Raw genomic sequence first — 22,799 nt, 5'->3', positions numbered from 1 at the left:
CGGACCTCAGTCGCCGAGCCGCGCGAAGCGGCCCCGGTGGAAGAGGAGCGGGGGGCGCTCGTCTTCGTGGGTGTCCAGGGCCGTGACCCGGCCCACCACGATCAGGTGGTCGCCGCCGGTGTGGACGGCGTGGACGGCGCAGTCGACCCACGCGGCGGCGCCGTCGAGCCGGGGCGCGCCGGACACCGGCGCCGCGGCGTAGCCGACCCCCGCGAACTTGTCGGCGCCGCTGACGGCGAAGCCGCGGCACAACTCGGCCTGGTCCGCGCCGAGTACGTTCACGCAGAAGACCCCCGCGCGCGCGATGCGGGGCCACGTCGTCGACGTACGGGCCACCATGAACGCGACGAGCGGCGGGTCGAGGGAGAGCGAGGCGAAGGACTGGCAGGCGAAGCCGGCGGGGCTCTCGCCGGGCGCGGCGGGCGGGGCCGTGACGACCGTGACGCCGGTCGCGAAGGTGCCGAGCACGCGGCGGAACTCGGCCGGGTCGACCGGGGCGCGCTCGTCGTCGCCGACCGCCCGCAGCTCGGGGCGCGGGAGCGGCTCCACCGGCCCCGCCGTGGTGGGGGCGCCGACCGACCTGAGGTACCGGACGACGGTGGCCGCCATCCCTGCGTGTCCCATCATGTCCCCAGTGAAGCTGACGCCTCGTCAGATGGGAAGGGCCGTACGGCCCCGCTCGCCTCCGTCAGCGGCCCAGGTACTGCGGATAGCGGCGTTCCCGGAAACCGGCGACGCCCTCGTGCGCGTCGTGCGTGGCCATGTTCAGCTCCTGCGCCGCCGCCTCCGCCGCGAACGCGGTGGCACGGTCCGTGTCCAGCGCCGCGTTCACCAGCTGTTTGGTGAGGGCCAGGGCGCGGGTCGGACCGGTGGCGAGACGCTCGGCCCACTCCCGCGCCGTCCTGGCCAGCTCCGCGTCCGGTACGACCCTGTTGACCAGCCCTAGGCGCACCGCGTCGGCCGCGGGCAGCGCGTCGCCGAAGAACATCAGCTCCTTCGCACGCTGCGGGCCCACCAGGCGCGGCAGCAGGTAGGCGCCGCCACCGTCGGGGACCAGGCCGCGGCGGACGAACACCTCGATGAAGCGGGCCGACTCCGCCGCCAGCACCAGGTCGCAGGCGAGGGCGAGGTGCGCGCCGAGGCCGGCCGCCGTGCCGTTGACCGCCGCGATCACCGGCTTCTCGCAGTCCAGTACCGCGGCGATCAGGCGCTGGGCGCCGAGCCGGATCGTACGGGAGACATCGCCCGCGACCCGCTCCCCGGTGGCGGGCGCGCCGCGCAGGTCCGCGCCCGCGCAGAAACCCTTGCCGGTCGCCGTGAGGACGACGGCGCGTACGTCCGGGTCCGCGGAGGCGTCGGCGAGCAGCGCGATCACGCGTTCGCGCTGGTCCCAGGTGACCGCGTTCATGGCGTCGGGGCGGTTGAGGGTGATCCACGAGACGCCGTTGTCAGTGGCGTGCAGTACCAATGACTCCAGAGGGTTCTCGGGGGGCCCGGGGGCGTTCCCCGGGGTGGGGGATGGGGGTGGTGGCGGTGTCATGGGGGAAGCGGCTCCGTTCCGGGGGCGGGTCAGCGGCAGACGGCCAGCGCGTCGAGGGCGACGGCGCCCTGGCCGCGGCCGAGCACCATCAGCGGGTTGATGTCCAGCTCGGCGAGGTCGTCGCCGAGTTCGAGCGCCATGCGCTGGACCCGCAGGACCACTTCGACCAGCGCGTCGATGTCCGCGGGGGGCGCCCCCCTGACCCCGTCGAGCAGGGGGCGGCCGCGCAGTCCTTCGACGGCGGCGCGGGCCTGCTCCTCGCCGAAGGGGGGCACGCACACGGCGGTGTCCCGCAGCACCTCGACGAGTACGCCGCCGAGGCCCACGGTCACGGTCGGCCCGAACAGGTCGTCGTGCGTGACGCCCACGACCATCTCCACCCCCCGCTCGACCATCTGGCAGACGAGGACGCCGTCCAGGTCGATCTCCTCGTAGCGGGCGATGTCGGTGAGCTCCCGGTAGGCGTCCCTTACCTGGCTCGCCGACGTCAGTCCCACCTTGACCAGGCCGAGTTCGGTCTTGTGGGCGAGCTGGGGCGCCGACGCCTTCATGACGACGGGGTAGCCGACGAGCGACGCGGCGCGCACCGCCGCCGCGGCGCTGGTCACCAGCTGCTCGCGCGGTACGCGGATGCCGTAGGCCCGCAGCAGTTGCTTCGCCGCGTGCTCGCTCAGCTGCTTGCCGGGGCGCATCAGTGCCTGCGCCTTGCGGTAGGAGGGCGACGGGGTGCGCGGCGCCTCGTCGAAGGGCGAGCGGTAGGAGGCGGTGAAGCGGTGGTGGCCGAGGTAGGCGCGGACGGCGGTGACGCAGTTGGCGAAGGTGCGGAAGGTGGCCACGCGGGAGGAGCCGAGGAGCGTCTCGCGGTACGCGGCCTCGGTGCCGACCGGCGAGCCCCACACCACGCACACCAGCTTGTCCGTCCGCTCGGCGGCGTCCACCAGGTCCCGCGCGAGCTTGTCGCTCATCGGCGGGAAGGGGCCGGTGATGGGGCAGATGAGCACGCCGACGGACGGGTCGGCGAGGATCGACTCGATGATCTTCTCGCCGCGCCAGTCGCCGACGGGATGGCCGCCGTTGTCGACCGGGTTGGCGACGTTCAGATAGCCGGGGATCCACTGGTGCAGTTCGGCCTGCCTGGCCTCGGACAGGACGGGCAGGGTCAGGCCCGCCGCCGTCGCCAGGTCCGAGAAGTGCGCGCCGGTGCCGCCGGATATGGAGTACACGGCGACGCCCTCGGCCTTGGGCGGCCTGGCCCGCGCCAACAGGGCCGCGGTGTCCTGGAGTTCGTCGAGCCCGTCCACGCGCACCACGCCGAACTGCCGCATCGCCGCGTCCACGACGGCGTCGGCGCCGGTCAGCTTCCCGGTGTGCGAGGCGGCGGTCCGTGCGCCGGTCTCGGTCCGCCCCACCTTCACCGCGACGACGGGCACGCCCTCGCGCGCGGCCCGGTCGGCGGCGAGCAGGAAGGAGCGGCCGTCCTTGAGCCCTTCGACGTAGGCGGCGATGGCGCCGACCTCGGGGCGCTGGGCGAAGTACGAGATGAAGTCGGCGGTCTCCAGGTCTGCCTCGTTGCCGGTCGGCGCCCAGTGCGAGAGCCGGATGCCCAGCTCCTGGAGGGCGAAGACCGGGCGGCCCTGGTGGCCGGATTGCGTGATGAGCGCGATGGCGGGCCCGTCGAGGTCGTCGCGGAAGCGCTCGAAGGCGTTGAGGTTGGTGTTCGGGCCGAGCAGCCGCAGCCCGGCGCGCTCCACGGCGTCGGCGAGCCGTCGCTGCGCGGCGGCGCCCGCGTCCCCGGTCTCGGCGAACCCGGAGGCGAACGCGACCGCGAACCTCACCTTGGTGTCGGCCAGTTGCTCGATGACCGGGAGCGGGTCGGCGACCAGGAGGACGGCGAGGTCGACCTCTTCGGGGAGATCGCGGACGGACGGGACGCACGGCAGGCCGAAGACCTTCTCGCGTGTCGGATGCACCGGATACAGGCGCGCACCGACCCGCTCCGCCCACTCCATCAGCTGGCGGGTGATCCCGGTGTTGGGCCGCCCCTCGGCGTCCGACGCCCCGACGACGGCCACGGACTCGGGCCGGAAGAACCGGTCGAGATCCGCTACGTCGGCGTGCAGCGGGCGTCCGCTGACGTCCCGCTCGCCGGTGCCGGTCCTGCCGTGCACGGCAGGACCGGGCTGCTGCTCGCCGCAGGCGATCACGCGGGCCCGGCGGGAGTCGGTGGTCAGGGTGCCGTAAGTCGATCCAAGCATCGGTCCGCCCGCTCCTGTGTGACAGCGACAACTCTTGCCCGTGCGGTGTGCCTCGGAGTACCGAGACCTAACTGACGCGTAGTCAGATTACTTAACTGACGCTCCGTCAGGAACAGGGCTGCACGCAAAGACCGGGACCGCCGCACGCGAATTCCGGGACCGCTGTACGCAACTACCGGGACCGTGGTCCTCTTCTGCCCATTTCCGGGGCGGCCGGAACGGGGGCGGGGCGTACAACCCTCGGGCCGCCCGAGCTGTCTGGCAGGCGTGCGGCCATTGCCCGGCCGCGGCCCACCCACCCTTGGGGACGACATGAGATTCTCCGCTCGCGCCGCGGTCGCGGCCGCGGTGACCGGACTGGTCGCGCTCGGCCCGGCGGGCACTCCCGCGTTCGCCGACGAGCCGCAGATCGACCAGCTGTGGCTGAGCACCCCCTACGAACTCCCGCTTCCCGCCGCGAGTGCCCAGAGCCCGGGCGAACCACGGGAGTTGGACCTCGGTCTCTCCCACGACAACGCCGGCATCGAGGTGACCGACGGCCGCGTGAGCGTCGACGTCACGGAGATCGCCGCCTTCGCGCAGGTCGACTGGCCCGCGAACTGCGCGCCCACCGGCACGACCGCCGTGTGTACGGTGCCCGTCGTCAGCGACACCGCCGACCGTGACGACGTGCGGTTCTCGGTACGGGCGCTGCCGGGCACGGCGGCCGGGGCACAGGGCAAGATCCGTTACTCCGCCACGGCGACCGGCCCCGAGGGCGCTCTGACGGCGTTCGACGAGGAGACCGCCGTCTCCGTGGCCGCGGGTCCTGACCTCGCGCTGACCGGGGTGAGCCCGGTCGAGCACGCCGTGCCCGGTTCCACCCTCACGCAGCCGGTGGCCGTCGTGAACCGCGGCACCGAGCCCGCCGAGGGGTTCACGCTGGAGATGACCGCGCCCTACGGCCTCGACTTCGCCGCCCGGCCGGCCGAGTGCCGGTACCGGACCTCGGACGCAGGCGCCACGCCGCTGACGTTCGCCACCTGTGTCTTCGACCGGACCGTGGCGCCCGGCGAGTCCTTCGCGCTGCCCGGCGGGGTACAGCTCGCGGTGCGCGAGCACGCCTTGTACGAGCGGCTTGACCTGCACATCGCACCGGGCGGCGGGGCCACCGACATCGACACCGAGAACGACTACGCGTACGCGGGCATCACCGCAGACAACACCGCGGACTTCCGCGTCCGCGGCGCCGAACTCCGGGCGGCGGCGGGCAAGAGCGTCACCGCGCGCCTGCGCTTCCGCAACCTGGGCCCGGCGTGGGTGGCGAACCTGGGCACGGGCGACGCGGTCGCCGTAGTCGGCTTCGTCGTGCCGAAGGGCGCGACCGTCACCGCCTACCCCGAGGAGTGCTACCCCACCACCCTGGACGGCGGGTACTACGAGGGGACGACGGGCGCCCCGCGCTACGGGTGCCTGCTGCCGTCCTGGGTCACCCCGGACGCGGCGCGCGCCTTCGCCTTCACACTGCGCGTCGACAGGGTGGTCCCGGGCGCGACCGGTGCGGTCACGCTCCAGCCGGAGTACGGCGCCGCCTTCCCGTTCGACCCGAAGCCGGGCAACAACCACGCGAAGGTCGTGCTGAACTGAAGCCGAGGACGGCACGGTAGTGGTGTGGGCGCGAGCGCGTAACTACGGGTGTGGGCGCCGGGTACGGGTGCGGGTGCCGGGTGCCGGGTGCCGGGTGCCGGGTGCCGGGTGCCGGGTGCCGGGTTCCGCCGTCCGTGCCCGTCCCGTGCCCGTCCCGTGCCCGTCAGGAGGACTTCGCCAGGGCCTTGCCGATCCGGTCCGCGTCCAGCGCCATCTCGCGCAGCATGCCGCTGATCGGGTTCGTGTACCCCGAGAAGTAGAGGCCGGGCGCGGACGGCAGGGTGCGGGCGCCGTGCGGGCGGGGGCTGCCCGTCGCCGGGTCGAGCACGTCGAGGTGGCCGACCAGCTCCTCCAGGCCCTGCCGGTACCCGGTCGCCGCGATCACCGTGTCCGGGGTCAGGCGAGCGCCGTCGGCGAGGACGACCTCGGCGCCCTCGAAGGACGCGACCGCCGCCACCGGCTCGACCCTGCCCGAGCGCACCGCGTCGATGAGCCCGACGTCCTGCACCGGGATGGAACCCTGGCGCGCCCGCGTGTAGAGGCCCGTGTCGGGGCGCGGCAGCCCCCGGGCCGTCAGGTCCGGCACGCTCAGCCTGCCGAGCGGCACGGCCAGCCGGTCGACGAGCGCCACCGGCAGGCGGCGGCAGAGGATGCCGGTGAGCTGGGCAGGCCACCCCATCGTGGAGCGGCGCACGAGGTGCGGGGCGGTGCGCACCGCGAGCCGTACGCGCGCGGCGCCGCCCTCGATCAGGTCGACGGCGATCTCGGCCCCGGTGTTGCCGGCGCCGACGACGAGGACGTCCTGGCCGGTGTAGGGGCCGGGGGAGCGGTAATCGCCCGCGTGCAGCAGCGTGCCGGTGTACGAGGCGGCGCCCGGCCAGTCGGGCAGCCGCGGGGTGTGGTTGTAGCCGGTGGCGACGACGACCGCGGCGGCCGTCAACTCCCGTCCGCCGGTGGCCCGCAGCAGCCATCCCGCGCCGTCGGGCGCCCGGTCGACGCGGGTCACCTCGACCCCGGTGGCCACTTCCAGGTCGTGGTACTCGGCGTACTTCTCCAGGTAGCGCACGACGTCGTCACGTGCGACCCAGCGGCCGAAGCGGCGCGGTATCGGCAGCCCCGGCAGGCCCGAGAGGCGGCGCGTGGTGTGCAGGCGGAGGCGGTCGTAGTGGCCGCGCCAGGAGGCGCCGACCCGGTCGGACCTCTCCAGGACGACGGCCCGTACGCCGTGTGCCTTCAGCCGCGCGGCCGCCGCGAGGCCGCCGGGTCCGCCGCCGATGACGTACACGGGCGGGCGTTCATGGCTGCGGGCGGCCGGTGGAGGAGTGGGGGCGGTCATGTGCGGGAGCGTAATCGCGTGGTTACTTGATGGGTCTCGGTCAAGACCGGAATCGATTGCGAATTGATCACGCGGGCGGTCGTGGCGCGCGCCGCGGTCGTACGGACCCTCGTGCGTTCGGCGCCGCGTACGCCGTACGGGCCCTTGCGCATCCGGCGCCGCATGCGCTGAACTGACGTACCGTCAGAAACTGTGTCGGGCATACACCGACGGTGGGCACACACCGATGGGAGGCGGCTGACGCGCATGGACGCGATAGGGCTCAGCGGCGCCGAATGGCTCGCCGTGCTGCGCATCGGACTCGGCCTGTGGTGGCTGGAGAGCTGGCGGCACAAGGACAAGAAGGGCTGGTTCGAGCGCGGCACCGGCATCGCGTGGGCCGCGGACGTGGCGGGAAAACACCGCTGGAACGCCGTGCGAAGCGGCTTCGACACCGTCGTCGGGCCCCGGCCGAAGGTCATGGCGTACGTCGTCGTGTACGCCGAACTCGCCCTGGGACTTGGCCTGGTCGCCGGTCTCCTGACACCGGTCGCGCTCGTGGGCGGGCTGCTGCTCAACCTCCTGTACTTCATCCTCATGATCCACGACTGGGCCGAGCAGGGGCAGAACGCGATGATGGGGCTGATCTCCCTCGTCGCGCTCTTCGCCATGTCCTGGCAGACCTGGTCCCTCGACCACGCGATCGGACTGTTCTGATGGCCACGACCGGCGACGCAGACGTGGCCTTCGACGTGCCCGAGCCCGACGCCTTCACCCGCGCCTACTGGGACGCGGCCGCCGAGGGGCGGCTGCTGCTGCGGCAGTGCACCGCTTGCGGGCGCGCCCATCACTACCCGCGCGAGTTCTGCCCGTACTGCTGGAGCGACGCCCCCGAAACCGTGCGGTGGCGGGCCGCGAGCGGGCGGGCCGTGCTCTACACGTGGTCCGTGGTGCACCGCAACGACCTCCCGCCGTTCGGCGCGCGCACCCCGTACGTCGCCGCCGTCGTCGACCTCGCCGAGGGGCCCCGGATGATGACCGAGGTCGTGGAGTGCGCGGAGGGTGATCTGCGGATGGGGATGGACCTCCGGGTCGCCTTCCGCCAGGACAGCGCCGGGTTCGCCGTGCCGGTGTTCCGTCCGGTCGGGGCGGCAGGGGCGTAGGCGCCGGCGGCGGGGGATGGGCGGGGCCGTGCGGGGCCGTGCGGAGGGTGGGCCGGGGCGCCGGGTGGCCGGGTGGCCGAGGCGCTGGGTGGCCGGGTGGCCGGGTAGCCAGGTGGCCGGGTGGCCGGAGAAATGTGTGGCAGAGGAGGCGTGCGCCCCGTCACGATCGGGAGCATGACGACCACCGGAAGCACGACGACCGAGGGCAGCGAGACCGACGAGGCCGGTGAGGCCGACGAGAGCAGTGAGACCGGCGCGGGTGGCGAGACCGGTGAGGCCGGCGCGGATGGCGCGACCGGGCAGGCCGGCGCGGGTGGCGAGGCCGGGAGGGGCAGCGCGGGTGGCGAGACCGGTGAGGCCGGCGCGGGTGGCGAGACCGGGAGGGGCAGCGCGGACGGCGCGACCGGGCAGGCCGGCGCGGGTGGCGGGACCGGCGCGGACGGTGGCCCGGGGGAGTGGTACTTCACGTCGGACCACGGCGAGTTCGCCGACCGGGCCGGGCCCTTCCTGCGCGACGACCCGGCCCCGCACACCGTCGTCCTGGGCATCCTGGAGGGGATGCGGGCGGGTGAGGCGCGGTGGGCGGGGGTGACGCCCCGTTTCGGCGTGTGGTCGGACGAGGCGGGCCGCCCGGCCGGGTACCTCATGTGGACGCCGCCGCAACGCCCGTACGTGAGTCCGCTCGGTGCGGACGCGGCCGAGGGGCTCGTCGCCGCGCTCGGCGGGCTCGGTGAGGAACCGCCGCGGGAGATCGCCGGAACCGTCGAGGGCGCCCGGGCCGTGGCCCGCGCCTGGCGGCGGCGCCGGCCCGGGCTCCGGATCGCGGAGACCGAGGCGCAGCGCCTGTACCGGCTCGGGGGCCTCGTCCCGCCCGACCCGCCGCCGCCCGGACGGGCCCGCGTGGCGTGCGAGGCCGACCGCGAACTCCTCGCGGACTGGGTCCAGGGTTTCCAGGCGGACATCGGCGAACCCGTCACCGACCGGGACTGGGCACAACGGTGGGGCGACAGCCGCGTGTCCTACGGCGGCGTCACGCTGTGGGAGACACCGGACGGCAGGCCCGTGTCGATGGCCGGGGTCACCCGCAGGTCCGCCGGAACGGTCCGGGTCGGCCCCGTCTACACCCCCGGCCCGCTGCGCGGCAACGGCTACGCGGCAGCGGTCACCGCCGAGGTCAGCAGGGCCGCACGCGCCGCCGGCAGCACCGAGGTGCTGCTCTTCACCGACCTCGCCAACGCCACGTCGAACGCCCTGTACCAGCGGCTGGGCTACCGGCCCGTGCGCGACTTCACGGTCCTGGAGCTGACGGTGGGCTAGGAGTGGCGTACGTGGCGTGCGCGGTGTCAGCGTGCGAACTTCTCGATGGCCGCCGGGGTGACGGGGGTGAAGAAGTTGACGAGGTTGCCGTCGGGGTCGCGGAACAGCAGCGACCGGTTGCCCCAGGGCATCGTGGTGGGCTCGGTGACGAAGTCGGTGACGAAGCCGGTCAGGTTCTGGTGCACGCGGTCCACGTCGTCGACGAGGAACTCGGTGATCACGCTGTGGTTGTCCGCCGGGCGGGCGGAGCCCGGGGCGAAGAGCGGGACGGTGCGGGTGCCGGCGATCGCGAGGGTCGCGCCCGCGCTCCTGAGTTCGGCGAAGTCCTCCGTGGCCCATATCGCCTGCATCCCCGTGGCTCGCTCGTAGAACTCGACGAGGCGCGCGACGTCGCTGGTGATGATGCGGATCGAGACGAAGTCCATGGGAATCTCCTTGGCTGTGCCGGTGGCGTGCACGTCGCAGGCTAGGAGAAATAGAGGACAGAATCGGTCCTGTATTCGCGTTAGGCTGCGAACATGCCACGACCCACCGGCCGCGTGCTGACGCTCCTGGAGCTGTTGCAGTCGGGCGGCACCCGGACGGTCGCCGAGCTCGCCGACCGTCTCGGCGTCGAAGGGCGCACCGTGCGGCGCTATGTGCACCAGCTGATCGACCTGGACGTGCCCGTGGAGTCGGTGCGCGGCCGCTACGGCGGTTACCGGCTGGCTCCCGGGTACCGCCTGCCTCCGCTCATGCTCAGCGACGACGAGGCGCTTGCCGTGCTGCTCGGCCTGGTCACCGGCCGCCGCGCGGAGCTGACGACGGCGGAGCGCACGGCGAACGAGACGGCGTCGGCGAAGATCCGCCGGGTGCTGCCCAAGCACATCGCCCGCCGGCTCGACGCACTCCTGGAAGCGCTCGCCTTCACGGACCAGCCCGGCGAGTTGGGCCACCCGGACGCCGGGCTCCTGCTCACCGTCGCCGATGCGGTGCGCCACCGCCGACCGGTCTCGATCCGCTACACCGACCGCGAAGGACGGCGCAGCGAACGCACACTGCACGCATACGGGATCGTCGCCCACGCGGGCCGGTGGTACGTGACGGGCAAGGACGCCGGGGCCGACGAGGACCGGACCTTCCGGCTCGATCGCATCGCAGCCGCGAGGGCCCTGCCCGGTTCGTTCGAAGCGCCCGCGGGTCCTGACCCGGCACAGCGCGTGTTGTCAGGATTCGCCACGGCCGAGTACCGGCATGAGGTGACCTTGCGGATCCACGGGACGGTGGAGCAGATCCGCGCCCTCCTTCCCGCCCACGTCGCGAGCGTGGCGGCGTACGAGCCCGTGGCCGGCCAGGACCCGGCGGCCGAGCACTGGCTGCGCGTCGAGCTACGGGCGCAGCGGCTCGACTGGTTGCCCCGGACGCTCGCCTCGATCGACCGGCCGTTCGTCATCGAGCGCCCCGCTGAACTGCGCGACCTCGTCCTCGCGCTCGCCGATCGCCTCACGTCCGGTGCCCGCCAAGTGCCCGCCCCGCCTGACAGCGAGGAACCGGTGTCATGAGACGGCACGACTAGGCGGACGGGGAGGGGGTGCAGGGAGGCGATGGAGGTTCAGCGGGCGGCGCCGGCGTCACGGCCACAGCAGCTCCCTGGCCCAACTTCCCTGCCTGCGGCTGTACTTGAGGCGTACGTGTCGGCGGCGGGTGTCGCCCTGGAAGAACTCCACCTCCTCCGCGTCCAGTTCGTACACCGTCCAGCTGGGGGCCGCGGCGTCGGGCTCGCGCCGCGCCCGTTCCCACGCGGCGTCGGAGGCGCGCTCCAACTCCTCGATGGAGGAGAGGGGTTCGCTCTGGTGGCCGACGAGGGCCGAGGCGAGGGCACCGGTCGAGCGGGCGTGCAGATCGGCGTGCGCGATCCCGGCGGGCGCCGTACGGACGGGGCCGCGCACCCGGACCTGGCGGCCCTGCACCGGCCAGTAGAAGCCGAGCGCGGCGTACGGGCACGCGGCCAGTTGGCGGCCCTTCGCGCTGCCCGCGTGCGAGGCGAAGTGCCAGCCGGACTCGTCGGCGCCGTGCAGCATCACCGTACGGATGTCGGCGCGGCCCCCGGCGTCCGTGGTCGCCAGCGACGGGGTGTGCGGCTCGGGCTGCCCGGCCGCCACGGCCGCCGCGAACCACTGGACGAACAGCGGCAGCGGCGCGTCCGGTGCGGCGGCCGGGTCGAAGGCGGGCAGTTCGGTGTCCCAGACGCGCAGGGACCGCAGGAGTGCCTGGAGGTCCGGCGGGGCGGGCGGCTCGGAGCGGTCGGGCGGCTCGGGCTGGTCGGAGGGCTCGGGTTCCATGAGGTGATTGTCGCCCGTCGGCCGCGCCGGGCCCGGCCCGGCCGGGGCGCCGCGCCGGGCCCGTGCGGGAGGCGGTCGGTCGCGGATCGGGCCCGCCACCGTGCCCGGCACCTGCCAGGGCTTCCGGCGGCCGGGGTCAGTCCCGCCCCAGCACCACGGTTCCCGCCGAGCAGAACCAGCCGCCCGTGCCGGAGGCCACCGCCAGCGCGGGCGGGGAGCCGTCGGGGCGCCGCACCTGGTGCCCGCCCGCCTCGCCGCGCAGCTGCCGTACCGCCTCGACCAGCAGGAACAGGCCGCGCATGCCGGGGTGCTGGGCGGAGAGCCCGCCGCCGTCCGTGTTGGTCGGCAGCTCGCCGTCGTGGCGCAGCCGGCCCTTCTCGACGAAGGAGCCGCCCTCGCCCTTGGCGCAGAAGCCGAGGTCCTCCAGCGTCACCAGTGTCATGTACGTGAAGGCGTCGTAGATCTCGGCGATGTCGATCTCGTCCGGGGTGACACCGGCCCGTTCGAAGGCCAGGCGGCCGCTGACGGCGGCGGGCGAGACGGTGAAGTCGTCCCACTGCGACATCGACGTGTGGGAGACGTACTCGCCCGAACCGAGCAGCCAGACAGGGGACTTGGCGCAGTCGGGTACGAGGTCGTCGGCGACCATGAGGACGGCCGCGCCGCCGTCGGAGCGTATGCAGCAGTGCAGTCTGGTGAACGGGTCGGCGATCATCGGTCCCGACAGGACGTCGTCGACGGTGACGGGGTCGCGGTACAGGGCGTCCGGGTTGCGGGCCGCGTTCTGCCGGGCCTGGACGGCGACCTGGGCGAGCTGGTCGAGCGTGGTGCCGTACTCGTGCATGTGGCGGCGGGCCGCCATCGCGTACTTGGCGATGAGGGTGTGGCCGTAGGGGACCTCGAACTGCAGCGGGCCCCGCGCCCCGAACGACAGGTTCGACGTGCGCCGCCCGGCCTTGATGTCGGCGCGGGCCGTCGAGCCGTAGACCAGCAGGACGGCGCGGGCGTGCCCGGCGGCGATGGCGTCCGCCGCGTGGGCCGCCATGACCTCCCAGGTGGCGCCGCCGACCGAGGTGGAGTCGACCCAGCGGGGCCGCAGCCCCAGGTACTCGGCGACCTCGGCCGGGGCGAGCGTGCCGAGGCCCGCGCTCGCGAAGCCGTCGACGGCGTCCGGGGTGAGCCCGGCGTCGGCGAGTGCGCGGCGCGCGGCCTGGGCGTGCAGCGTGTAGGGGGTGGCTTCGTCGACGCGGCCGCAGTCGGAGAGGGCGATGCCCGTGATGGCGGCCTTACGGTGGGGGCCAGTCATGAATCTGACGGTACATCAGTTATGCGGCCGGGTAACGGGTGTGTCCGCCTCTGGGCATCCGTGACCTCCGGCCCTAATATGACGGCCCGTCAGGAAGGGGCTCGCATGGACGCCAGGTTCACCGAGGAACAGCAGGAGATCCGCCGCACCCTGCGCGAACTCACCACCAAACGCTGCACCCCGGACGACGTCAAGGCCGCGGCCGGCACCCCGTCCGGCCATGACCGCGCCCTGTGGGCCGCCCTCGGTACGGAGCTGGGGCTGCCGGGGCTCGCGCTGCCCGAGGAGCGCGGCGGCGTCGGCGCCACCGTGACCGAACTCGCGCTCGCCGAGGAGGAGCTGGGGCGGGCGCTGGCCCCCACCCCGCTCCTCGCCACCAGCGGCCTCGCCGCCCCGCTGATCACGGCCCTCGGCGCCGAGGGGCAGCAGGCGGCGCTGCTGCCGCGGATCGCCGGCGGAAGCCTGACCGCGACCCTCGCCGTACCGGGCACCGGCCTCGCCACCGCCCTCGGCCTGGTCGCCGACAACGCGGGCGACTGGGCGGGCGGCGGCCGCGCGGGCGGGGTGCAGGCCACGCGCCGGGGCGACGGCTGGCGGTTGTACGGGCAGGCCGCGCAGGTCCTCGACGGGCACAGCGCCGGCCTGCTCCTCGTCGCCGCGCACACCGGCGGCTTCGCCCGCTCCCGGACGCTGCTCTTCCTCGTCCGCGACGACGCCCCCGGCCTCGTACGCACCCGGCAGACGTCCCTCGACGGGACCAGGCCGCAGGCCCGCGTCGAACTCCGGGACGTGAGCGCCGAGTTGCTGGGCGACGAGGACGGCGACGTGCGGGGGGCGCTCGCCGCCACCGGTGACACCGTCGCCACCCTGCTCGCCGCCGAGGCCGTCGGCGCCGCCGGCCGGGCCCTGGAGCGGACGGTCGACCACGTCAAGGAACGCGAACAGTTCGGGCGGCCCATCGGCTCCTTCCAGGCGGTCAAGCACCGGCTCGCCGACGTGTACGTACAGGTGCAGGCGGCGCGGTCGGCCGCCTACTACGCGGCCTGGGCCGCGAGCGTGCCGGGCGGCGAACGGGTCGGCGGCCTCGCGCTCGCCCAGGGCCTCGAAGCCCTGCGCACGGCCGCCGCCGAAGCGGTCCAGCTGCACGGCGGCATCGGCTTCACCTGGGAGCACGACGCGCACCTCTACCTCAAGCGGGCCACCGGCGACGAGCTGCTCTTCGGGCCCGTCCATCTGCTGCGGGCGCGCGCGGCCCAGGCCGCCGAGCTGTTCGCGCGGGCCGCGGAGGTGACCGCCTGATGGCCCCGCCCGGCGTCCGGCTCGTCCAGAAAGTGTCGTCGACCAGGGCCTTCGCCCGCGTCGCCCCGCACGTCGTGCCCGCCCTCGACCGCGCTGTCCACCGGCTCACCCGGGGGAAGGTGCTGCTCAGCGCGCAGCTGCTGCCGGGCGTGGTGCTGAGCGTGCGCGGCGCGCGGAGCGGGGTCCTGCGGCGCACCCCGCTCGCCTGCATGCCCGAGGAGGGCAGGGGGACGTGGCTGCTGATCGGGTCGAACTTCGGGCGTCCCGGCCATCCGGCCTGGACGGCGAATCTGCTGACGCACCCCGACGCCGAGATCAGCTGGCGGGGTGAGGACGTGCCGGTGACGGCCCGGCTGCTCGGCTCCGCCGAGCGGGAGGAGGCGTGGGCGGCCGCGCTGGAGTTCTGGCCGCCGTACGCGGCGTACCAGGAGCGGGTGGACCGCGAGATCAGGCTGTTCCGGCTGGTGAGGCGCTGAGCGGCGCTGACAGGCGCTGACAGGCTCCGATAACGGGGGAGAACTGCAACGGCGGCGGTTCACGGTGCACACGTGAACCGCCGCCGCGCGACAGGACCATAAAGAGGGCTGGGGCTACTTCGTCGGCTTCTTTCCCGTCACGCCCAGGTAGACCAACAGAGCAAGGTTGGGCTTGAGTTCGGCCTGCTTCACACCCCAGGTCTGGAACCCCTTCTGGTGCGAGGCGACCGCCGCGAGCATCGCGACCAGCGAACCGGCCACCGCCGCCGGGCTCACGTCCTTGTCGACCTTGCCCTTGTCCTGGAGCTCCTTGACCGCGTCCGCAAGGGAGTTGTTCACCGAGTTCAGAATCTTCATGCGGAGCTTGTAGAAACGCTTGTCGCCCTCGGCCGCACCGAGGTCGACGACGCGCAGGATCGCGTCATTGCGGCGCCAGAACTCCAGGAACCCGTCCACGAGCTCCTGGGCGGTGGCCCAGCCGGCCTTGCCGACCCAGGAGCGGTCGGCGACCAGTTCGGTCAACCCCGCACCCTCGGTGGCCATTTGCTCGGCGATCTCCAGGACGGCGCCCTCGACGTCCGGGAAATACTGGTAGAACGTCGCGGGTGAAGTGCCCGCCTTTCGCGCCACATCAATGACTTTGACGTCCCGATAGGGCGAGGAGCTGAGCATCTCGCCGAGGCAGTCGAGCAGCTTCTGACGTGTCGCCTGACCACGCCGTCCGGCCACACGGCCGTCGACGGTACGTACTTGTCCTGTCATGCCGTCAGCTTACCGAGGGGTGATCGGAGCGCGATCTGGCCGACTGCAAATGGGGTTGAGGCCCCTGCCCGCCGGACAAAAGCGGCGACCGGGGCGTCGCGATCCGGCCAGACGTTCACATCCGAACCACCGGCCCGGAGCGGCCGTGGCTAGCGTGACGCCATGCACCCGGACTTCCCCGAAGGCGCCCCGTGCTGGGCCGACGCCCGGCTGCCCGACGTCGAGGTGGGCAAGCGCTTCTACGGCGACCTCTTCGGGTGGGCCTTCGACGAGGGCGCGGGCGCCGAGCGCGGCTACTACACGGCGGCGTACAGCGAGGACCGGGCCGTCGCCGCCCTCGCCCCCGGGCGCCCGGCCTGGACCGTGCACTTCGCTGTACGGGACACGTATGCCGCCGCGGAGCGGGTCACCGCGGCCGGCGGGCACCTCGTGTCCGGGCCGGTCTCGGACGGCGCCGTGGCCACCGTGGCGCTCGCCGCGGGCCCCGACGGAGCGGTGTTCGGGCTGTGGCAGGCGGGCAGCCACCAGGGCTTCGAGCGGACCGGGGCGCCGGGCGCGCTCTGCCGTGCCGAACTGCGGACCCCCGACGCGGCCGGCAGCGACACCTTCTATGCGGCGGTGTTCGGACCACCGGCCGCGCCCAGCCGCGTAGACCAGTCTGACCTGCCTGACCTGCCTGACCTGCGGGTATGGCGGGCCGCCGGCCCCGGAGACCCCGCCGGCCCCGGGGTCCCGGAGGCGAGTCGCCGCCGGGTCCCGGGCCGGGCCGCCCGCTTCCTCCCGCACTTCGGCTCGGCCGACCTGCCCGGCAGCTGCGCCGAGGCGGTCCGGCTCGGCGGGCACGTCCGGGAGGCGCCGCACACGACCCCGTACGGGCGGATCGCGGTCCTCAGCGACGACCAGGGCGCGGATTTCGCCCTGTGCACCGCCTGACGCCACCCCGGCCCGGCCCGGGAGGGCCCGGGACACCCCGATATGCCCCCAGGTTCGCCAGCGGCGCTCCGGACAGGAAGAATCAGGGTGCGTGCCGCCGTAGTGCTGCGGTGGTGAGACGCTGACGGGGGCCGTATGTGCGAGCGACCTGGAACCCGGGGGTTCCGGCATCGCACGGGGAGGTGGCAGGCGAAGTGATGGATCAGCTGACGCAGCACGATCCGAGGAGGATCGGCCCGTTCGAGGTCCTGGGACGGCTCGGTGCGGGCGGCATGGGTCTGGTCTATCTGGCACGCTCGGCGTCCGGCCGGCGCGTGGCCATCAAGACGGTGCGCACGGAGCTGGCCGAGGACCAGCTGTTCCGGGTGCGCTTCACCCGCGAGGTCGAGGCGGCCCGCGCGGTGTCCGGGTTCTACACGGCCGCCGTCGTCGACGCCGACCCGCGCGCGGCCGTGCCGTGGCTGGCCACCGCGTACGTGCCGGCGCCCTCCCTCGAGGAAATAGTGAATGAGTGCGGGCCGCTGCCGGCCCAGGCGGTGCGCTGGCTCGCGGCGGGCGTCGCCGAGGCGTTGCAGTCCATCCACGGCGCGGGCCTGGTCCACCGCGACCTGAAACCGTCGAACGTCCTGGTCGTCGAGGACGGGCCGCGCGTCATCGACTTCGGCATCGCGTCCGGCGTCTCCAACACCCGCCTGACCATGACGAACGTGGCCGTGGGCACCCCCGCGTACATGTCGCCCGAGCAGGCGAAGGACTCGCGCAGCGTCACCGGCGCCAGCGATGTGTTCTCGCTCGGCTCGACCCTGGTGTTCGCCGCCACCGGGCACGCCCCCTTCCACGGCGCGAACCCCGTCGAGACGGTCTTCATGCTGCTGCGCGAAGGCCCCGACGTGGAGGGCCTGCCCGCGGAGCTGCGGCCGCTCATCGAGTCGTGCATGCAGATGGACGCGACGCTGCGGCCCTCGCCCGCCGACCTCCAGGCGCAGCTCGCCCCGCATCTGTTCGGCTCCGGCAGCGACGACAGCGGCACGGCGTCCGCGTGGCTGCCCGAGCGGTCCGTCGCGCTGATCGAGGCGCGCCGCGGCGGCCGTACCGTCGTCAAGCCCCCGGCCGGCCGCACCCCGGGGCACGGCGCCCGGGTCCCCGCGATGCCGGCCCGGCCGCCGGGCCCCGCCCCGGCTGCGCACCGGCACCCCGCGCCCGCCTTGTCGGGCACCGGGTTCGGCGCCGACGGCCCGGTCCGGCTGGCCGGGGCGCGGGTGCCGATCGGCCCCGGGCCGCGGGTCGCCGACGCGCGCGCCGCCGCCGTGAAGGCGCCTCCTGCGGAGTCGGGGCTTGTCGCCTCCTGGTCCCGCGCAAGACCCGTCGTGAACGGCACGCAGGACCCCGTGGTGCCCGCGCCCGCCCAGGCCGAGGGCGCGGCCTGGCGACCCTGGCGGTTCCGTATGTCCAACGACGTGTGGGGCACGCCGAACGTCGCCGGTGACCTCGTCTACGTCACGTCCTTCGAGGTCCACGCGCTCGACGTGGCCACCGGGCGGCGCCGGTTCAAGACCCGCGACGTCGCCTGGTCCATGGCGGTCGCCGACGGCCGCATCCACGCCTCCGACGGCCCGACGCTGTGGGCGCTCGACGCCCGCGAGGGCGGCGACCTGTGGCGCCTCCAGACCGATGCCTGGGTCTACGCGCTCCAGGCCGACCGCGGCACCGTCGTCACCGGCACCCGCGGCGGCGGCGTCCAGGCCCGCGAGGCCGCGAGCGGCGACAAGCTGTGGGAGATCACCGGCTGCCAGACCGACTTCGAGGCGCCCGAGGCGGGGCCCGTCGTCCACGACGGCACGGTGTACGTGTGGCAGGACGCGCGGCTGCGCGCCCTGGAGGCCCGCACGGGCGAGGAACGCTGGTCGTACCCGGTCGGCGACGCGGCGTCCTGCGGCGGCGTCCCCGTCCGGCTGACACCGGCCCCCGACGGCTGTGTGTACGTCGCGGCGGGCACGCGGGTCCTGGCCATCGAGGCCGGCTCGGGGCGCGTCCGCTGGCACTTCGAGGCGCCCGCGGTCTTCCTGTCCCCGCCCGCCTTCGCGCCTGGGCCCGCGGTGGCCGGCGGCGGCGTGTACCTCGCCGACCACCTCGGCACGGTGTACGCGCTCGACGCCACGGACGGCCGCGACCGCTGGCGCATCGCGACGGAGTCGCGGCCCGCGGCGACCGACCCGGTGCTGGTCGCCCACGGCCACGTGCACGTCGGCAGCGGCCACGGCCTGTACACCCTGGACGCCGTGACGGGGACGCCGAAGTGGCGCTTCCAGGCCGGCGGGGAGATCGTCGGTTCGCCGGTGGTCGCCGACGGCCGGGTGCACTTCGGCTCGTCCGACCACCTGCTGTACACGCTGAAGGCGGACGACGGGCGGCTGCGCTGGAAGCTCGCCACCGGCGGCGAGATCACCGGCACCCCGGTCGTACGGGACGGGGTGGTGTACGCGTGCAGCAAGGACCGGTGCGTGTACGCCCTGGACGCGGAGAAGGGGACCGGGACCAGCCGTTAGCCCGGGCGGGCGGGCCGCCCAAGGTGGATCAGGCGGGCCCGTCGCGCCGGGAGCTGCCGGGCAGGCCGGAGCCGTCGTCGGTGGCCCGGGGCTCGTCCGCCCGACCGGTGCCCGGCCGGCCGTCCTCCCAGGCGGGAGGCCGTTCGAAGGACTGGGTCGGGCCGTCGTCCGGGCCCCACCGCACCGGCGGGCGGGTCTGTTCCTGGCCGCTCCACGTCTGCTGCGGGGCCTGCGCCGGCGGCCGCCCGTCGCCCAGGGTCTCGAAGGTCTGGGTGGGGGTGCGGTCCTCCTCGGCGCCGGCCCATGCCCGCGGGTCGTGCTCCGGGGCGTACTCCTCGGCCGGGGCGGGCGCGCGGTTCCTGTGCCGGCGCCGGCCGCTCATGACCAGCGCGCCCACGAGGAGCAGCAGCCCGCCGCCGAGGGCACCGGCCACACCGACGCCGAGGCCGTTGCCGTTCGCCGTCAGCACCAGCTGGTCCTCGGCCTGCGCCACACGCACCATCCACAGCACGGTCAGCGCCAGCACGAGGAGACCGGTCAGGGCCACCAGCAGCCGGGACCGCAGCACGATGCCCACGAGCGCGAGCAGCGCCAGGACGACGAAGGGCAGGAACACGGAGCCGAACAGTTCGGCCCGGGCGTCCGTGACCCCGCCGCCCGAGAACAGGTCGCCAAGGCGGTAGTGACGGCCGTGGCGCCCGTCGTACCAGGCCCGGAACGGGCTCCAGACGGTGGCGGCCGCTCCGACGAGAGCCAGGACCGATCCGACGATGTTGCGTAGCATCAACAGCCTCCTCGGTCTGACCTCCGACGCTACGCCGGGTGCGCGCGGGGTGCCATGCGGCGTACGGGGTAGGGTCCCGGCGTGATGAAACGGGGAATGAGACTGACAGCGGTCGCGGCGATGGTGGTGCTGGCCCTCACGGGCTTCTCGACCGGCCGGGGACATGGGCATTCGCGCGGGCACAGCAGCGGCGGGGGCGGGTGCAGCAGCTCCTCGCAGAACCACGGCGGCTCCTCGAACTCGTCGTCGTCCGGGGGTACTTCCGGCTCCTCCGGGTCCACGTACGACGACGACCTGTACGGCAGCGGTTCGTCGACGACGGCCGGTTCGTCCTCGGGCGGCAGCAGCCGTACGCGCCCCGGCTACCGGTCCACGCCGACGTCCTCCGCGACCGGCGGCGGAGCGTCCCGGCAGTACGGCAAGGCACGGCTGGTGCGCTGCGCGAGCGCGGGGCGCCCGTACGCCACGGTCGAGGTCACCAGCCCGGGCAGCCGGGCGGACACCTACACGGTCTCCATGACCTTCTACGACGCGCAGGACAGCGTGCTGGACGAGGCCATGGCGCGGGTCAAGGTGCGCGGCAAGGGCAAGGCGACCGTGAAGGTGCCGGTCGACGCCGGGGAAGGGCTCGTCAGCGATGTCGCCCGCTGCAAGGTCGACCCCGAGGCGTGGCCGTCGAACTAGGGCTGGTACGTCCGCTCACCGGACCTGGAACCCTTTTCCCGTACGGGAGTTGAACAGTTCGGCCTGCCGGGCGGGTGGCAGGCTGCCGAGGGCGATCAGGTGCGGGGCCTGGGCGAAGGCGTGGGCGCGGGCGGACTCCGTGGCCGCCCACACCGCCCGCACCGTGCCCTGCACCGCCTCCGTCGGGTGTCCGGCGATCGTGCAGGCGCAGGCGAGCGCCGCCGCCAACGCCCCGCCGGGCGCGGTGACTTCGCTGACCAGGCCGGTCTCCCGCGCCCGCCGCGCCGACATCCGCTCGGCCGCCCCCATGAGGGCGAGCCGCGCCACCTCGCCGGGGGGCATGCGCTGCGCGAGGTACATCACCTCGTACGCGTTGACCATGCCGTAGGTGGTGTGCGGGTCGAAGAACGTGGCCGTCTCGTCCGCGACCACGAACTCCGCCTCGCCCAGCAGGTAGAACGCCCCGCCGCAGGCCATGCCCCGGACCGCGGCGATCACCGGCTTCCACAGGTCGTTGGCCTTCGGGCCGATCGTGAGCAGCGGATCGTCCGCGGAGAAGGGGGAGTTCGGCTGGGGCGTGTCGGTGGAGCGGTCGATCCCCGTGCAGAACGCGCGGTCCCCCGCGCCGGTCAGGACGATGGCCCGTACGTTGTCGTCGAGGCGGAACTTCCGCCAGGCCGCGGCGAGTTCGAGTGCGGTCGCGGTGTCGATGGCGTTGAGGCGGTGCGGGCGGTCCAGGGTGACCACGGCCACCCCGGTCTCCTTGTCGGTCTCCGTGCGCAGGGTCACGGCCGCTCCAGGACCCAGCGGGGCAGCGTGACGCCGTCGACCCGGGCGAAGACGGCCTGGACCCGCGCGCCGATCCGGATGCGGTCCGGGTCGACCGAGTCGAGACGGGCGTCGGCGGCGGTGACCAGATTGCCGACGAGGCGGATGCGCGGGGCCTCCGCCAGCTCGACGACGATCGCGTTGTAGGGGGCCTGCGCGGCGTAGGCGGGGAGCAGCGGCGGGTGCGGGACGACGTAGGACCAGATCCGCCCGCGGCCGCTCATCGCACGCCATTCGCTGTCGAAGGACCGGCAGTTCGGGCAGCAGGGGCGGGGCGGGAAGCGGAGTTCGCCGCATTCGGGTCCTGCGCACGCCTGGACGCGCAGCTCGCCTCGCGCGGCGTACTCCCAGAAGGGGGCGCCGTCGTCGTCGGGGGTGGGGGCCAGCAGGGCTGGTCCGGTCACGTCTGCCATGGGGGATCTCCTTCCGGGGCGGGCCGTTCGGCTGGTCGCTCGCGCGGTTCCCGGCACCGCTACGGGGCTCTCAGCAGCACGGCGGACGTGGGGACCCCCTCGCCCGCCGTCACCAGACACGTTCGGGCGCCGGGTACTTGGGCGGTGCTGGTGCCGCGCAGTTGTTTCACGCCCTCGTTGATGAGGTTGAAGCCGTGGACGTACGCCTCCGAGAGGCCGCCGCCGCCGGTGTTGACCGGCAGCCGGCCGCCGATCTCCAGGGCGCCGCCCTCGGTGAACGCGCCGCCCTCGCCGCGCCCGCAGAAGCCGTAGCCCTCCAGGGACAGCGGGACGAGCGGGGTGAACGCATCGTAGATCTGGGCCACGTCGACGTCCTCGGGGGTGAGGTCGGCGTGTTTCCACAGGTGGCGGGCGGCCGTCCAGGCGGGGCCCGTCAGCGGGTCGTCGTTCCAGTAGTTGACCATGCCGTGGTGCTGTGCGGGCAGGCCCTGGGCGGCGGAGTGCACATAGACCGGCTTCTGACGGCAGTCGCGGGCCCGCTCCGCGGAGACCATGACGCAGGCCAGCGCGCCGTCCGTCTCCAGGCAGTTGTCGTAGAGGCAGAGCGGCTCGCTGATCCAGCGGGACGTCATATACATGTCCCGGGTGAGGGGGCGCTCGTACATCATCGCGGCGGGGTTCTGGTTGGCCCGGTTGCGGCAGGCGAGCGCGACGTTGAAGAGGTGGTCCCGGGTCGCGCCGTACTCGTGCATGTAGCGCCGGGCCAGCATGCCGATCTCGTCCGCGGGGCGCAGCAGTCCGAACGGGCGGGTCCACTGGGCGGGGGTGGGGAGTTGGACGGCGGTGTTCTTCCACGGGCGGGGCCCGCTGCCCCGCTTCCGGGAGCGCCAGGCGATGCCGACAGTGGCCTGGCCCGTGGTGATCGCGGCGGCGAGATGGGTGAGCGTCGCGCACGAACCGCCGCCGCCGTAACCGACCTTGCTGAAGTAGGTGACATCGCCGGCGCCGATGGCCTTCGCGATCTCGACCTCGTCCGTCTCCTCCATCGTGTACGAGGCGAAGGCGTCGACCTCGGACGGCGATATGCCCGCGTCGTCCAGGGCGGCGATGATCGCCCTGCACGCCAACGTCTTCTCGGATTCGGGGAGTTGTTTCGCGAAGCCTGTCTGGCCTATGCCGACGATGGCTGTCGTGTCCTTGATGCCTGCCGTCGCGTGCGCCATGGGCACCC

The 22,799-nt window shown here is 73.9% G+C and carries 22 protein-coding genes; 10 read left to right on the top strand and 12 right to left on the bottom strand.

Annotated elements, in window-relative coordinates; translation table 11 throughout:
- Positions 1–6: 6 nt before the first annotated feature.
- The 3 genes from ACZ45E_RS25865 to ACZ45E_RS25855 form a co-directional block, all read right to left on the bottom strand.
- Positions 7–627: a flavin reductase family protein gene (locus ACZ45E_RS25865; protein WP_468224567.1), complete on the bottom strand. Its 621-nt coding sequence runs from the start codon at positions 625–627 to the stop codon at positions 7–9.
- Between the two features lie 61 nt (positions 628–688).
- Positions 689–1,540, bottom strand: coding sequence for an enoyl-CoA hydratase/isomerase family protein (locus ACZ45E_RS25860; RefSeq protein ID WP_468224565.1), 852 nt, complete (start codon positions 1,538–1,540; stop codon positions 689–691).
- Positions 1,541–1,569: 29 nt separating this feature from the next.
- Positions 1,570–3,795: an acetate--CoA ligase family protein gene (locus tag ACZ45E_RS25855; RefSeq protein WP_468224563.1), complete on the bottom strand. Its 2,226-nt coding sequence runs from the start codon at positions 3,793–3,795 to the stop codon at positions 1,570–1,572.
- A 312-nt stretch (positions 3,796–4,107) separates the two neighbouring features.
- On the opposite strand from ACZ45E_RS25855, the gene ACZ45E_RS25850 reads away from it, so the two are divergent.
- A complete protein-coding gene (locus ACZ45E_RS25850) occupies positions 4,108–5,421 on the top strand; it encodes a COG1361 family protein (RefSeq protein WP_468224561.1) in 1,314 nt (437 codons plus the stop codon).
- Between the two features lie 163 nt (positions 5,422–5,584).
- Here the strand turns inward: ACZ45E_RS25850 and ACZ45E_RS25845 are convergent, their stop codons facing one another.
- Entirely contained in the window at positions 5,585–6,757 is a 1,173-nt protein-coding gene (locus ACZ45E_RS25845) for a flavin-containing monooxygenase (protein WP_468224558.1), read from the bottom strand.
- 246 nt (positions 6,758–7,003) lie between these two features.
- On the opposite strand from ACZ45E_RS25845, the gene ACZ45E_RS25840 reads away from it, so the two are divergent.
- The 3 genes from ACZ45E_RS25840 (at position 7,004) to ACZ45E_RS25830 (ending at position 9,216) form a co-directional block, all read left to right on the top strand.
- Positions 7,004–7,453, top strand: a complete 450-nt coding sequence (locus ACZ45E_RS25840; protein ID WP_468224555.1) for a DoxX family protein — start codon at positions 7,004–7,006, stop codon at positions 7,451–7,453.
- Positions 7,453–7,899 (top strand): Zn-ribbon domain-containing OB-fold protein, encoded by a 447-nt coding sequence (locus ACZ45E_RS25835; RefSeq protein WP_468224553.1) that lies wholly within the window; start codon positions 7,453–7,455, stop codon positions 7,897–7,899. The genes ACZ45E_RS25840 and ACZ45E_RS25835 overlap by 1 nt, the downstream gene beginning before the upstream one ends.
- Positions 7,900–8,073: 174 nt before the next feature.
- Positions 8,074–9,216, top strand: a complete 1,143-nt coding sequence (locus tag ACZ45E_RS25830) for a GNAT family N-acetyltransferase (protein WP_468224550.1) — start codon at positions 8,074–8,076, stop codon at positions 9,214–9,216.
- A gap of 26 nt (positions 9,217–9,242) precedes the next feature.
- On the opposite strand, the gene ACZ45E_RS25825 is transcribed toward ACZ45E_RS25830, so the two are convergent.
- Positions 9,243–9,641, bottom strand: coding sequence for a VOC family protein (locus ACZ45E_RS25825; RefSeq protein ID WP_468224548.1), 399 nt, complete (start codon positions 9,639–9,641; stop codon positions 9,243–9,245).
- A gap of 93 nt (positions 9,642–9,734) precedes the next feature.
- Between ACZ45E_RS25825 and ACZ45E_RS25820 the strand changes: the two genes are divergently transcribed.
- Entirely contained in the window at positions 9,735–10,757 is a 1,023-nt protein-coding gene (locus ACZ45E_RS25820; protein ID WP_468224545.1) for a helix-turn-helix transcriptional regulator, read from the top strand.
- A 69-nt stretch (positions 10,758–10,826) separates the two neighbouring features.
- Here ACZ45E_RS25820 and ACZ45E_RS25815 read toward each other — a convergent pair whose 3' ends face one another.
- Positions 10,827–11,537: a pyridoxine/pyridoxamine 5'-phosphate oxidase gene (locus ACZ45E_RS25815; RefSeq protein WP_468224542.1), complete on the bottom strand. Its 711-nt coding sequence runs from the start codon at positions 11,535–11,537 to the stop codon at positions 10,827–10,829.
- A 136-nt stretch (positions 11,538–11,673) separates the two neighbouring features.
- Positions 11,674–12,843: a thiolase C-terminal domain-containing protein gene (locus ACZ45E_RS25810; protein ID WP_468224540.1), complete on the bottom strand. Its 1,170-nt coding sequence runs from the start codon at positions 12,841–12,843 to the stop codon at positions 11,674–11,676.
- Between the two features lie 105 nt (positions 12,844–12,948).
- On the opposite strand from ACZ45E_RS25810, the gene ACZ45E_RS25805 reads away from it, so the two are divergent.
- Both ACZ45E_RS25805 and ACZ45E_RS25800 read left to right on the top strand, forming a co-directional pair.
- A complete protein-coding gene (locus ACZ45E_RS25805; RefSeq protein ID WP_468224537.1) occupies positions 12,949–14,142 on the top strand; it encodes an acyl-CoA dehydrogenase family protein in 1,194 nt (397 codons plus the stop codon).
- Positions 14,142–14,618, top strand: coding sequence for a nitroreductase family deazaflavin-dependent oxidoreductase (locus ACZ45E_RS25800; RefSeq protein ID WP_468224534.1), 477 nt, complete (start codon positions 14,142–14,144; stop codon positions 14,616–14,618). The genes ACZ45E_RS25805 and ACZ45E_RS25800 overlap by 1 nt, the downstream gene beginning before the upstream one ends.
- A 114-nt stretch (positions 14,619–14,732) precedes the next feature.
- Here ACZ45E_RS25800 and ACZ45E_RS25795 read toward each other — a convergent pair whose 3' ends face one another.
- Positions 14,733–15,380, bottom strand: coding sequence for a TetR family transcriptional regulator (locus ACZ45E_RS25795; protein ID WP_468224531.1), 648 nt, complete (start codon positions 15,378–15,380; stop codon positions 14,733–14,735).
- A 162-nt stretch (positions 15,381–15,542) separates the two neighbouring features.
- On the opposite strand from ACZ45E_RS25795, the gene ACZ45E_RS25790 reads away from it, so the two are divergent.
- Positions 15,543–16,313 carry a VOC family protein gene (locus ACZ45E_RS25790; RefSeq protein WP_468224530.1) on the top strand — a complete coding sequence of 257 codons (771 nt, stop codon included), beginning with the start codon at positions 15,543–15,545 and terminating at the stop codon, positions 16,311–16,313.
- A 194-nt stretch (positions 16,314–16,507) separates the two neighbouring features.
- Entirely contained in the window at positions 16,508–18,859 is a 2,352-nt protein-coding gene (afsK, locus tag ACZ45E_RS25785) for a protein serine/threonine kinase AfsK (protein ID WP_468224527.1), read from the top strand.
- 28 nt (positions 18,860–18,887) lie between these two features.
- Here afsK and ACZ45E_RS25780 read toward each other — a convergent pair whose 3' ends face one another.
- Positions 18,888–19,643 carry a hypothetical protein gene (locus ACZ45E_RS25780; RefSeq protein ID WP_468224525.1) on the bottom strand — a complete coding sequence of 252 codons (756 nt, stop codon included), beginning with the start codon at positions 19,641–19,643 and terminating at the stop codon, positions 18,888–18,890.
- 96 nt (positions 19,644–19,739) lie between these two features.
- Between ACZ45E_RS25780 and ACZ45E_RS25775 the strand changes: the two genes are divergently transcribed.
- Positions 19,740–20,327 (top strand): hypothetical protein, encoded by a 588-nt coding sequence (locus tag ACZ45E_RS25775; RefSeq protein ID WP_468224524.1) that lies wholly within the window; start codon positions 19,740–19,742, stop codon positions 20,325–20,327.
- A gap of 15 nt (positions 20,328–20,342) precedes the next feature.
- On the opposite strand, the gene ACZ45E_RS25770 is transcribed toward ACZ45E_RS25775, so the two are convergent.
- From ACZ45E_RS25770 to ACZ45E_RS25760, 3 genes are read right to left on the bottom strand one after another with little or no spacing between them, the layout of a single operon-like run.
- The gene (locus ACZ45E_RS25770; protein WP_468224521.1) at positions 20,343–21,116 is read right to left on the bottom strand and encodes an enoyl-CoA hydratase/isomerase family protein; all 774 of its coding nucleotides are present in this window, start codon (positions 21,114–21,116) and stop codon (positions 20,343–20,345) included.
- Positions 21,113–21,568 carry a Zn-ribbon domain-containing OB-fold protein gene (locus ACZ45E_RS25765; RefSeq protein WP_468224518.1) on the bottom strand — a complete coding sequence of 152 codons (456 nt, stop codon included), beginning with the start codon at positions 21,566–21,568 and terminating at the stop codon, positions 21,113–21,115. The genes ACZ45E_RS25770 and ACZ45E_RS25765 overlap by 4 nt, the downstream gene beginning before the upstream one ends.
- 59 nt (positions 21,569–21,627) lie before the next feature.
- Entirely contained in the window at positions 21,628–22,791 is a 1,164-nt protein-coding gene (locus ACZ45E_RS25760; RefSeq protein ID WP_468224515.1) for a lipid-transfer protein, read from the bottom strand.
- Between the last annotated feature and the right edge of the window lie 8 nt (positions 22,792–22,799).

The sequence above is a fragment of the Streptomyces sp. NPDC030991 genome (assembly GCF_055571235.1).
Note: the sequence above shows the minus strand (reverse complement) of the source record. Positions and strands in the feature narration are given on the sequence as shown.

Bases quoted from the DNA above. Each gene is read 5' to 3' on its own strand.
- ACZ45E_RS25835 (WP_468224553.1), top strand. From the start codon at position 7,453: ATGGCCACGACCGGCGACGCAGACGTGGCCTTCGACGTGCCCGAGCCC.
- ACZ45E_RS25845 (WP_468224558.1), bottom strand. From the start codon at position 6,757: ATGACCGCCCCCACTCCTCCACCGGCCGCCCGCAGCCATGAACGCCCG.
- ACZ45E_RS25795 (WP_468224531.1), bottom strand. From the start codon at position 15,380: ATGACAGGACAAGTACGTACCGTCGACGGCCGTGTGGCCGGACGGCGT.
- ACZ45E_RS25800 (WP_468224534.1), top strand. From the start codon at position 14,142: ATGGCCCCGCCCGGCGTCCGGCTCGTCCAGAAAGTGTCGTCGACCAGG.
- ACZ45E_RS25780 (WP_468224525.1), bottom strand. From the start codon at position 19,643: ATGCTACGCAACATCGTCGGATCGGTCCTGGCTCTCGTCGGAGCGGCC.
- ACZ45E_RS25805 (WP_468224537.1), top strand. From the start codon at position 12,949: ATGGACGCCAGGTTCACCGAGGAACAGCAGGAGATCCGCCGCACCCTG.
- ACZ45E_RS25765 (WP_468224518.1), bottom strand. From the start codon at position 21,568: ATGGCAGACGTGACCGGACCAGCCCTGCTGGCCCCCACCCCCGACGAC.
- ACZ45E_RS25830 (WP_468224550.1), top strand. From the start codon at position 8,074: ATGACGACCACCGGAAGCACGACGACCGAGGGCAGCGAGACCGACGAG.
- ACZ45E_RS25855 (WP_468224563.1), bottom strand. From the start codon at position 3,795: ATGCTTGGATCGACTTACGGCACCCTGACCACCGACTCCCGCCGGGCC.
- ACZ45E_RS25860 (WP_468224565.1), bottom strand. From the start codon at position 1,540: ATGACACCGCCACCACCCCCATCCCCCACCCCGGGGAACGCCCCCGGG.
- ACZ45E_RS25775 (WP_468224524.1), top strand. From the start codon at position 19,740: ATGAGACTGACAGCGGTCGCGGCGATGGTGGTGCTGGCCCTCACGGGC.
- ACZ45E_RS25790 (WP_468224530.1), top strand. From the start codon at position 15,543: ATGCACCCGGACTTCCCCGAAGGCGCCCCGTGCTGGGCCGACGCCCGG.
- ACZ45E_RS25815 (WP_468224542.1), bottom strand. From the start codon at position 11,537: ATGGAACCCGAGCCCTCCGACCAGCCCGAGCCGCCCGACCGCTCCGAG.
- ACZ45E_RS25825 (WP_468224548.1), bottom strand. From the start codon at position 9,641: ATGGACTTCGTCTCGATCCGCATCATCACCAGCGACGTCGCGCGCCTC.
- ACZ45E_RS25810 (WP_468224540.1), bottom strand. From the start codon at position 12,843: ATGACTGGCCCCCACCGTAAGGCCGCCATCACGGGCATCGCCCTCTCC.
- ACZ45E_RS25850 (WP_468224561.1), top strand. From the start codon at position 4,108: ATGAGATTCTCCGCTCGCGCCGCGGTCGCGGCCGCGGTGACCGGACTG.
- ACZ45E_RS25760 (WP_468224515.1), bottom strand. From the start codon at position 22,791: ATGGCGCACGCGACGGCAGGCATCAAGGACACGACAGCCATCGTCGGC.
- ACZ45E_RS25840 (WP_468224555.1), top strand. From the start codon at position 7,004: ATGGACGCGATAGGGCTCAGCGGCGCCGAATGGCTCGCCGTGCTGCGC.
- ACZ45E_RS25820 (WP_468224545.1), top strand. From the start codon at position 9,735: ATGCCACGACCCACCGGCCGCGTGCTGACGCTCCTGGAGCTGTTGCAG.
- ACZ45E_RS25865 (WP_468224567.1), bottom strand. From the start codon at position 627: ATGATGGGACACGCAGGGATGGCGGCCACCGTCGTCCGGTACCTCAGG.